This window comes from Nocardia vulneris, assembly GCF_001613425.1.
In the GTDB taxonomy this organism is placed as follows: domain Bacteria; phylum Actinomycetota; class Actinomycetes; order Mycobacteriales; family Mycobacteriaceae; genus Nocardia; species Nocardia vulneris.
This window is the reverse complement of the sequence record NZ_BDCI01000009.1, coordinates 29,822-40,164: the sequence shown is the minus strand read 5'-3', so window position 1 is coordinate 40,164 and position 10,343 is coordinate 29,822. Positions and strand designations below refer to the sequence as shown.

At 68.7% G+C, this 10,343-nt stretch carries 3 protein-coding genes; 1 reads left to right on the top strand and 2 read right to left on the bottom strand.

The window, feature by feature from the left end:
• Nucleotides 1-512: 512 nt before the first annotated feature.
• Nucleotides 513-2,057, bottom strand: coding sequence for an MFS transporter (locus NVU01S_RS13355; RefSeq protein ID WP_043680773.1), 1,545 nt, complete (start codon nucleotides 2,055-2,057; stop codon nucleotides 513-515).
• Nucleotides 2,054-2,938 (bottom strand): SDR family NAD(P)-dependent oxidoreductase, encoded by an 885-nt coding sequence (locus NVU01S_RS13350; protein ID WP_043680776.1) that lies wholly within the window; start codon nucleotides 2,936-2,938, stop codon nucleotides 2,054-2,056. Before NVU01S_RS13350 ends, NVU01S_RS13355 begins: the two co-directional genes overlap by 4 nt.
• A gap of 264 nt (nucleotides 2,939-3,202) precedes the next feature.
• On the opposite strand from NVU01S_RS13350, the gene NVU01S_RS13345 reads away from it, so the two are divergent.
• The gene (locus NVU01S_RS13345; RefSeq protein ID WP_043680781.1) at nucleotides 3,203-10,342 is read left to right on the top strand and encodes a non-ribosomal peptide synthetase; all 7,140 of its coding nucleotides are present in this window, start codon (nucleotides 3,203-3,205) and stop codon (nucleotides 10,340-10,342) included.
• The last annotated feature ends 1 nt before the right edge of the window (nucleotide 10,343 follow it).

Below are 10,343 nucleotides of genomic sequence, written 5' to 3'. Positions count from 1 at the left end.
TCCCTCACTCTCCTGCTTCCGACATTCTGGCAACAGACGCCGCAGTGTGCTGTGTAACAACCGTGGGCGTCAGCCTGCCATGAAGCCCGGGGGTCGTGGCCCCCGACTCCACTCTAGTTGCCGGGGGATACTGCCGCCGCCAGTCCACCCTATTGGCGACCGGCGTCAGCACGGTCATTCACTCATAACGTGAGCGTTGCATGATTCGTTTCCGACAAGGTTTTGCCCTCAGCGAACAGATGAAAACGTCCCAACCCGAACGTCCGTGCACAGTTCCCGGCCGACCACGACCACCGCACCGCTGCTCGCCCGCACTTGGCGGCTCGTGGCGGCACGACTGTTCGGCGCGGGGTCGACCTGGCGGGATCGGCGAGCGGATGGGTCACCGGCGGGGTCTGGCGCTCGCTTCCACCCTACGGGAACCGACCGGTCAGCGGTGGGCGGTGCAGGCGTCCCGCCGCGCGGTCGCCTGCCCGCCACGCGCGGTCCCGGCCGCGGGCAGGCCGTGTCGGTCAGCGCTTGCCCACCACGTCGAGCTGTGTGGCCGTCGTGTCGTGCCGGCCCTCGCGCCATGGCAAACCGAAGGCGACCAGCAGCGCGCCGGCTCCGGTCGCGATCGCCGCCGTCATCGACGTCCAGAAGATCGCACCCGAGAAGGCCTCGCGCACCGCGTCGTATGCCTGCTCCCGCAGCGCGGGGATCGGGATCCGCCGGGCCACCTCCAAGCCACCGACCACCGAGGACACCGCGGCGTCGGCCGCTTCCTGCGGCAGTCCGGAGCCTTCCACCCGCGGGCGGATCGCCGACGAATAGTTCGAGGCCAGCACCGACCCGATAACCGCGACGCCGAGCGCGCCGCCGATCTCGCGGGTCGTGTCGTTGATCGCGGCGCCGACGCCCATGTCCGCCTCGGCGAGGTTGGACATCAGCAATTCGGTGGCGGGGCCCTGAACCAGGCCGAGCCCCGCGCCCATCACCAGCGTCACCGGCAAGATCACGCCGACGTAGGAGGTGTACTCGTCGGAGTAGGCGGCCACGATGAACCCGCCGCAGAAAATCGCCAGACCGAGCACCACCGGGGCGGCCGTGCCGAAGCGGCGGCCCGCCCACATGCCCACCGGTGCGGTCAGCGCGACGCCGAGCGCGTACGGCAGCGCCCGCACACCGGTCTCCAGCGTCGAATATCCGCGTATCGCTTGGAAGTACAGCGTGAAGAAGAACACGAACCCGAACAGCGCGAAGAACGCCACCGAGATCGCCGCGGCCGGAATGGCGAAGCGGCGGTGGGTGAACAGGCGCACGTCGAGCAGCGGATACGGCACCCGCAGCTGCCACCAGACGAACGCGGCCAGCGCGAGCACAGCGCCCGCCCCACCGGCCAGGGTCACCGGAGCGGCCCAGCCGTGCCGCGGCGCCTCGATGATCGACCAGACGAGCAAACTCACGCCGAGCACCGAGAGCACGAGCCCGCCCACATCGAGCCGAGAAGGGTTGTCGGCCTTGGCTTCCGGAACCCACAGGACGGTGCCGGCGAAGGCCAGCACGGCTACCGGCACGTTGATCCAGAACACCGAATGCCAGCTGAAATGCGCCAGCAGCCAGCCGCTGACCAGCGGCCCGCATGCGATCGCGATGCCCGCCACCCCGGCCCACAGCCCCACCGCGATCGAACGTTCTCGCTTCTCCGTGAACAGGACGGTGACCAGCGCCAGCGTCGCGGGGAACACCGCCGCGGCGAAGACGCCGAGCACCGCCCTGGCCGCGATGAGCGCGCCGAGCGAGTCCACCGAGGCCGCGATCGCGGAGACGACGCCGAAACCGGCCATGCCGATGAACAGCACCAGCCTGCGTCCGTATCGATCACCCAGATTGCCTGCGGCGAGCAGGAATCCGGCGAAGGTCAGGGTGTAGGCGTCGACCGACCACTGCAGCCCGCTCACGCCGGCGCCCAGCTCCCGGCTCAGCGTCGGCAAGGCGATGTTGATGATCGTGTTGTCGATCACCACGAGCACCTCGGCCAGGCAGAGCACCGCCAGGCCGAGATAGCGGGTCCTCACCTAGCGGCCGCCTTGACGAGCACCGTGTCGAGCACGCTGTCCGGCAGCAGGCGCGAGGCGAAAGTCGCTGCCCACGAGTCGATACCGACCCGGTAGCGCACCTTGGGACGCTGCGCGGTCATCGCGTGCGCCACCGCGGCGGCGAACTGGTCCGGCTTGGTGCGGCTGGCTTTCGCGCGGCGCTCGTTCATCGCGACGAACGCGGTGAACGGCTTCCGGTAGACGGCCGCGACCTCGGGCGAGGACTCACCGAGGATGCGCTCGGCGGTGTCGGAGACCTTGTCCCAGATCGGGGTGAGAATGGCGCCCGGCTCGATCACCGACACACTCACCGACTGTGCGGTGAGCTCCCGGCGCAGCGAATCGGACAGGCCCTCCTTGGCGAATTGCGAGGTGGCGTAGACGCCCAGGAACGGCGAGGCAACCCGCCCGACACCGGAGCTGACATTGACGATCCGGCCCACCGGGCCGCCCGCCGACCGGCCCGCGCGCAGCAGCGGCAAGAAGGCCTGCGCCATCGCCATCGCGCCCACCACGTTCACCTCGAGCTGATAGCGCAGATCTGCTGCGGAAACGCATTCCAGCGGGGCCGAGACGCACACACCCGCATTGTTCACCAAGCCCAGCAGCCCTTGTTCACCACACGTTTCGGTGACCTTTTCCCGGGCCGCCGAAATCGCCGCCGCCGAGGTCACATCCAGTTCGATCGGGATCAGATTTTCGGATTCGTTTGCCAAATCTTTGGCAGCTTCTTTCGATCGCACACCGGCGAAAACTGTGAAGCCGCTGCGTGCGAGATGAATTGCGGCGGCCCGCCCCAAACCGGACGACGCCCCGGTCAGTACGACGGCCCCACGCGCTGTTCGATCACTCGGTTGCATATCCACCTCATCTACGTCAAATCATCTGCCGCCCAACGTGAAACAAGTCACGATCCCGAGTCTCGGGGCTTGCTACGCACGGGCACCACCCGCCAAGGTAGGCATAACGGTGGGGTGCCGCAAACTGGGCAGCAAATGTGCGCAATGGGGCGCGGGGCGGGGACGGCGCTGCCCGAATTTCTCGTGGCAACACCGGCTTTCGTGCAGATAGGACGCATTTTCGCGGCCGATTTGTGCAGTGCGCCAAATGCTAGAGAGGCTTCGATGATCGACCGTTCCCATTCGTCCGTTCCCCCGACGAAAAGCTGGCCGCTGACCGCTTATCAGCGCGACATCATGGCCATCGCCTCGCGGCACCCGGATCTCCCGATTGTCCAGGCGGCGGGCTACAGTCATATCGAGCAATCGGTCGATATCGCGCGGATCACTCGCTGCATCGAACTCGCATATCTCCGCAACGACGCACTGCGACTGCGTATCACGACCGTCGACGGCGAACTCCGGCAACATCTCAGCGACGACACGCCCGAGGTAGAGGTACTGGACTTCAGCACGGCGCCCGATCCCGAACAGGCCTGCCAGGAGTGGATGCTGGCCGCCAATCGCCGTGTCGTCCCGGCCGACACCCAGATGCTCCGGTTCGCCGTCCTGGTCGACGGTCCGGACTCGTTCTACCTCTTCGGCCGGATGCATCACGCCGGCGGCGACGGCTGGGCACTGAATATCGTTACCGGACAGATCATTACCGAGTACGAGAGCGAGGCGCCGACCGACACGCTGCCGCTCTACCAGATGCCGTCGTACCTCGCCTACGCCGAGCGGACGGCCGAATATCAGGCCACGCCGGGCTGGGCCGCCGACCGCGACTGGTTCGTCGGCTATCTGGCCGACGTGCGGCCCGCCCTGTTCCCCAGGACCGCGACACTGGACACCGTCGAGCGAGGCATGCATTCGCTGCGGCTGGACCGCGAATTGGTGAACGGGCTACGCGCAACGGGTATTTCGCTGTTCTCGGTGACCTCTGCGGCGATCGCCGCCTATCTGGCCATGACGCACCGGACCGACGAGGTGGTGCTGGGCGTGCCGATGCTGAACCGGAACACGCCAGAGGAGATGCTCACCGTCGGTGATTTCACCAATGTGGCGCCGCTGCGGGTGCGCCTGACGGGTGCGCCGACGCTGCTGCAGGTGGCCGCACAGATCGCCGCCGAGGTGCGAGAACTGAAGAAGCGCCAGGGTTTTCCGTACGGTGACATCGTGCGCGCACTCGCCGAGCGGCACGCCATGGTGCCGACGCTGTTCGACGTCACCTACTCCTACAACCGGATGCCCTCGGCCGACCATATCGAGCGGCTGATGGAGCGCTCCAAGTTCTTCTCCGCGGGTACCGTCGCCGAGGCGGTGAATATCGTTGCGGTGGAACATGAACGGGACGGCACCGTGGATCTGCACGTCTTCGACTCGCAAGACGTGTTCGACGAGAACTTTCCGATCACAGCCGCCATCCGGCAGGTCGGCGGGCTGCTCCGCGCGGCGCTGGCCGCGCCGGACGCGCCGATCGCCGAGTTGGACTGGCTGCCACGACCCGATCGCGCCGCACTGGAATCCTTCGAACACGGGCCAGACGCCGAGTTTCCCGACACCACGCTGGATCAGCTGTTCGCCGCGCAGGCCGCGCGTACCCCCGACGCCCGCGCGGTGCTGTCCGAGGCGGGCACACTGACTTTCGGGCAGTTGCGCGACAAGGCAGACCGGCTGGCCGCCGAGCTGCTCCGGCGCGGGGTACAGCGCGACGAGCGGATTCCGATCGTGCTGCCCCGCTCCCCCGAACTGCTGATCGCGATCCAGGGCGTGCTGCGTGCGGGCGCCGCCTACGTCCCGATCGATCCCGGCTACCCGGCCGACCGGATCGCCATGGTCATCGCGGAGAGCGGCGCGCGGTTCGTCATCACCGCCCCCGAACTGGACGAGCAGGCCACACCGGGGCCGGTCCGCCGGATCCCGGTGCACCAGCAAGCCGCGCCGCTCGCCGAATCGAGCGCCGCCCCAGCAGATCTCGCATACGTGATCTTCACCTCCGGTTCCACCGGCAGGCCCAAGGGCGTCATGGTCGAGCACCGGTCGGTGGTGAACCGGCTGACCTGGATGCAGCGGCGATATCCGCTGGACGCGACCGATGTGATCCTGCAGAAGACCCCGGCCACCTTCGACGTCTCGGTGTGGGAACTGCTGTGGTGGTCGATGACCGGCGCCGAGGTGGCGCTGCTCGGCCCGGACGGCGAACGCGATCCGCGCCGGATCATCGACGCGGTCGCGGCGCACGGCGTCACGGTACTGCACTTCGTACCGTCGATGCTCGGTCCGTTCCTGGCCGAGCTGAGTGCCGATCCCGCTGCGCTCCAGCGTGTTTCGACCCTGCGCCGGGTGTTCTGCAGCGGTGAGGCGCTGCCGGCCGAGCTGGTGTCGCGCTTCGCGCAGGTGTTCGCCGGGACCACGCGGGCACCTCAGCTGGTCAACCTCTACGGCCCGACCGAAGCGACCATCGATGTCTCGTACTTCGATTGCCCGGCCGACCCGGCGGCGTTGCCGGTCGTGCCGATCGGCCGTCCGATCGAGAACATCTCGCTCTCGATCCGCGACGCCGCGGGCCACCGCGTCCCGGCGGGGGTGCCGGGTGAGCTGAACATCGCGGGTGTCGGTGTCGCCCGCGGATACCTCGACCAACCGGAACTCACCGCAGCCGCCTTCGTCCCGGACCCGGCGGTCCCGGGCGGACGCCGGTACCGGACCGGCGATATCGCCCGCTGGCGCGCCGACGGCACCCTCGAATACCTGGGCCGCACCGATGATCAGGTGAAGATCCGCGGCAACCGGGTGACCCTCGGCGAGGTCGAGAACCAGCTGCTCGGCGCACCCGGAGTGCGGGCCGCCGCCGTGCTCGACCGTCCCTCGGACACGCACGGCGCGTACCTGGTCGGCTATTTCGTCGCGGAGCAGCCCGGTAGCGCGACCGCGGACACCGTGGCCGCGCACCTGGCGGCGCGCCTGCCCGGTTACCTGGTACCGAGCCGTTTCCTCGAACTCGACGCCATCCCGCTCACCGCGAACGGCAAGGCGGATCGCCGCGCGCTGGTCGCCGCCGAGTCCGCCGCGCGCGGTGCGGGCGCCGGGCAGCCGCGCAACGCCACCGAGGCGGCGCTCGTCGAGATCTGCGCGCAGGTGCTCGGCGCCCCGATCGGGGTGCACGACAACTTCTTCACCCACGGTGGTGACTCGATTCTGGCGCTCGCGCTGCGCACGGCCGCCGAACAGCGTGGCCTCTATCTGGACGTGGACCTGCTGTTCGCCACGCCGACCATCGCCGAACTCGCCGCGCAGGTGAGCGCGGCGCCGCCGGCCGAAGCGGATCGGGTGACCGAGCTGTTCGAACTGCTCCCGCTGGTCGATCGGGCGGCGCTGCACGCCGCGGCGGACGCGTTCCCGGCGACCTCGCTGCAACTCGGCATGCTCTTCCACGCCGCGGAGCGCGCCGATTCCACGCTCTACAAGGATGTCTTCCGATACCGGCTCGCGATGCCGTGGCAGGAGGATCAGTTCCGTGCCGCCTTCGATCGGCTGGTCCACCGCCAGCCCGCGCTACGCTCCGCGTTCGACCTGACCGGATACTCGGTCCCGCTGCAGATCGTGCGCCACCGCGTCGACGACCCCCTGTCGGTGGCATCGGCCGACGACGCGGCGCAGATCGACGAATACGTCGAGCAGCGCAGGCATTTCGCTTACGACATCCGTAGCGCGCCGCTGTTCCACCTGCGCGTCTACCACACGGGCGAGCGGGTGGAGCTGGTGCTCAGCTTCCACCACGCCATCCTGGACGGCTGGAGCGTGGCCAACCTGATGCGCAGCCTGCTGCAGGATTATTTGAGCCACCTGGGTTTCGCGCTGCCGGGCGTCGCGGCGGATCCGCTGCCGACCACGGTGCTCGCCGAGTACGCGAAGATCGAACAGCAGGCATCCGACGATCCGGCGCACCGGGCCTACTGGCACGAATTCCTGGACAACGCGAACCCCACCGCGCTGCCGTCGCTGCGGCAGCACCTGCCGGACAACGGCCCCGCCGTCCGCCCGCAGACCACCCTGCTGTTGCCACGCGGATTGCAAGCCGCCGCACAACGTTTCAGTACCGAGCAGCAGATCCCGCTGAAGTCGCTGTTCCTGGCCGCGCACTGCCTCGCCCTGCGGGCGCTGACCGGACAGGACGACGTGACCACCGGCGTGATCGGGCACGGCAGGCCCGGTCGGGCGGACGCGGAATCCATTGCGGGGCTGTTCCTCAACACATTGCCGATGCGCCTCGACGACACCGCGGCGACGTGGTTCGACGCCGTGGACCAGGTGGCGCGGCGCGAGCGCGAGAGCTACCCCCATCGGCGCTATCCGCTGCGGTCGATCCTCGCCGATCGCGGCGCCACGGTGTTCGAGACGGCGTTCAACTTCGTCAACTACCACGTCTTCAGCGCGGTCACGGCGGTCGACGGCCTCGAGTTCCTCGGCTTCGACGCACGCGAGGAAACCAATTTCCCGGTGCTGCTCACCGTGGCCACCGATCCGCGCGACGGCCGGATGCTGGTCCGGGTAGACGGCGACACCTCGCTCACCGAGCAGCAGTGCGCGGCGCTCGCGACCGCGTGCCTGCGGCTGCTCAGTTGCATTGTCGCCGAACCCCATGCGGCGATCGATGTCGGCGCCGATCGCGCCAATGCCCGAGATCTGGCCCAGCTGATCGCGGATCAGGCCGCCCGGCAGCCGGATTCGATCGCCATCCGGTCGCAATCGCATGCCTGGACCTACGACGAGCTCGCGTTCCGCGTCGAGGTGATCGCCGGCAAGCTGGCCGCGCTCGGCCTGCCGCCGCAGGCTCGGATCGGCGTGCTGATGCAGCGCCGACCGGAACTGATCGCCACCGTGCTCGCGATCGCCAAGGTGGGCGCGGTCTGCGTGCCGCTGGACGTGAATTATCCGCAACAGCGGCTGCGCTCGATGATCGAGCGCAGCACACCGGCCCGGATCGTCGCCGACGCCGAATACGCCGACCTCGTCCCGGATCCGGGACTGCTGCTCGCCGCCGCCACGCTCACCGACGGTACCGGCGAGCCCGCGGGTCCGCTGCCCGTGGTGGCGCCGGATGCCCCCGCCTACGTACTGTTCACCTCCGGCTCGACGGGCGAGCCCAAGGGGGTGGTGATGCCGCATCGTGCGCTGGCCAACCTGGTCGAGTGGCAGAACAGCGCGGAGTCCGGCACCCGGGCGATGAGCACCATGCAGTACGCGCCCCTGAGCTTCGACGTCTCGTTCCAAGAGATCTTCGCGACGCTCACCGCGGGCGGTCTCCTGCGCCTCGCCGACGCCGCGCATCGCTCCGATCTGACGGCGCTGCTCGACACTGTGATCACCGAGCGGGTGCAACGACTGTTCCTGCCGTTCGTGGCGTTGCAGGCGTTCGCGGAGGCCGCGATCGCGACCGGCCGCTACCCCACCGATCTGGCGGTGATCGTCTCCTCCGGTGAGCAGTTGCGGATCACCCCCGAGGTCCAGAAGCTGCTGGCCGCGATTCCCGGAGTGCTGCTGGAGAATCAGTACGGGCCCACCGAAACCCATGTCGCGCTCAGCTATTCGATGCAGGGCGCACCGGATCGGTTCCCCGCGTTGCCGCCGATCGGACGTCCCATCGCCGGTGCCGAGGCACACCTGCTCGATCACCGGCTGCGGCCGGTGCCGACCGGTATCGAGGGCGAGATCTATCTGGGCGGTGCGGCCCTCGCCTCCGGGTACGAACAGCGCGGCGACCTGACCGCACTGCGCTTCGTGCCCGCCGGGCCCAACGGCGAGATCCTCTACCGCACCGGCGATCTCGGGGTGCGCCTGGCCTCCGGTGATGTGGTGTGCCGGGGCCGGGCGGACAGCCAGGTGAAGATTCGTGGTTTCCGGGTGGAACCGGCCGAGGTGGAGTTGCAGATCGCCGCGCTGGCGGCGGAGTTCCCGGGTATCGCCGAAACCGCGGTGGTGGCACGGGAGTTCGGCGGTATCGACGCGGTCCTGACCGCCTTCCTCGTCGGGGACGAACTCGGCACGGAAGTCGCGGCGCTGACCGACCGGCTGCGTACCGTGCTCCCGGCACATATGGTGCCGGCCCAATTCGCCTGGCTCGACGAACTGCCGAAGACGCCGAGCGGCAAACGCGACGACAGGGCGCTGCGGAAAATGCGGCTCGACTTCGCCGCGGACACCCCCGAGTACCTCGCACCGCGCGACGAGGTGGAGGCCGCTGTCGCGGCGATCATGGCCGAATTCGCCGGAATCCCCGCCATCGGCGCCGATCAGAACTTCTTCGCCGCGGGCGGCACCTCGGTCGGCGCCATGCGCGTGGTGCTGAGCCTGAATCGGCGCTGGGACACCGAGATTCCGCTGGACACGTTCGTGAGCACGCCGACCGCGGCGGCGCTCGCCGCGATCGTGCGCAACGACGGACGCCGGGCCTTCGATCCGTTGGTCACCCTGCGGGCCGACGGCGCGGGCGCGCCACTGTTCTTGGTGCACCCGATCGGCGGAAACGTCCTGTGCTACTTGGCTTTGACGAAGCACCTCCCCGCGGATCGCCCGGTGTACGCGTTGCAGGCGGCGGGTGCGGACATCGGTAGCGAGCCGATCCGGTCGATGGCGGAGATGGCCGCCTCGTATCTCGCGGCGATCCGGCGCGTCCGTCCCGAAGGGCCGTATCACGTCGCCGGATGGTCGTTCGGCGGCTATGTCGCGCTCGAAATCGCCAGGCAGCTACCGAAATCCGAGGTCGCCAGCGTGACGCTGCTCGACACCATCGCGTTGCGGCCGGGTGAACGCGCGCCGATCAAGAAGCAGGCGCAGATGAAGTGGTTCTTCCTGGAACTGCTCTGGTACGCCCGTGGGGCGGCGGCCGCGGAGTTCGAGTTCGACGAGGACATCGCGGACACCGACGAGCTGTTCGACCGGATGCTGACCGAGGCGATCACCGTCGGCATCCTGCCGGCGGGCAGCTCCGCGCGCTCGATCCGCAGGCTCTACGACGTCTTCGAGGCCAATTCCGCTGCGGCGCGGGACTACCGGCTCGAACCGCTCGACCGGGACGTCACGCTCCTGCGCGCGGAACAGGGCTTGCCGCCCGGGGTGGACATCGCGCACCAGATCGTCGGCACCATGTTCGACAGCGACTCCAACGGCTGGGCGGACTACATCGAGGGCGCGCTCGAGGTCGTTTCGATCCCCGGCGATCACCTGAACATGATGATCGACCCGCATGTGCGGACGCTGGCCGAGAAGCTCTCGGCCAGCCTCGACACGGCGGAATCTGCTACGAGTACGGCAAGGCGGTAAG

Bases quoted from the DNA above. Each gene is read 5' to 3' on its own strand.
- NVU01S_RS13350 (WP_043680776.1), bottom strand. From the start codon at position 2,938: ATGCAACCGAGTGATCGAACAGCGCGTGGGGCCGTCGTACTGACCGGG.
- NVU01S_RS13345 (WP_043680781.1), top strand. From the start codon at position 3,203: ATGATCGACCGTTCCCATTCGTCCGTTCCCCCGACGAAAAGCTGGCCG.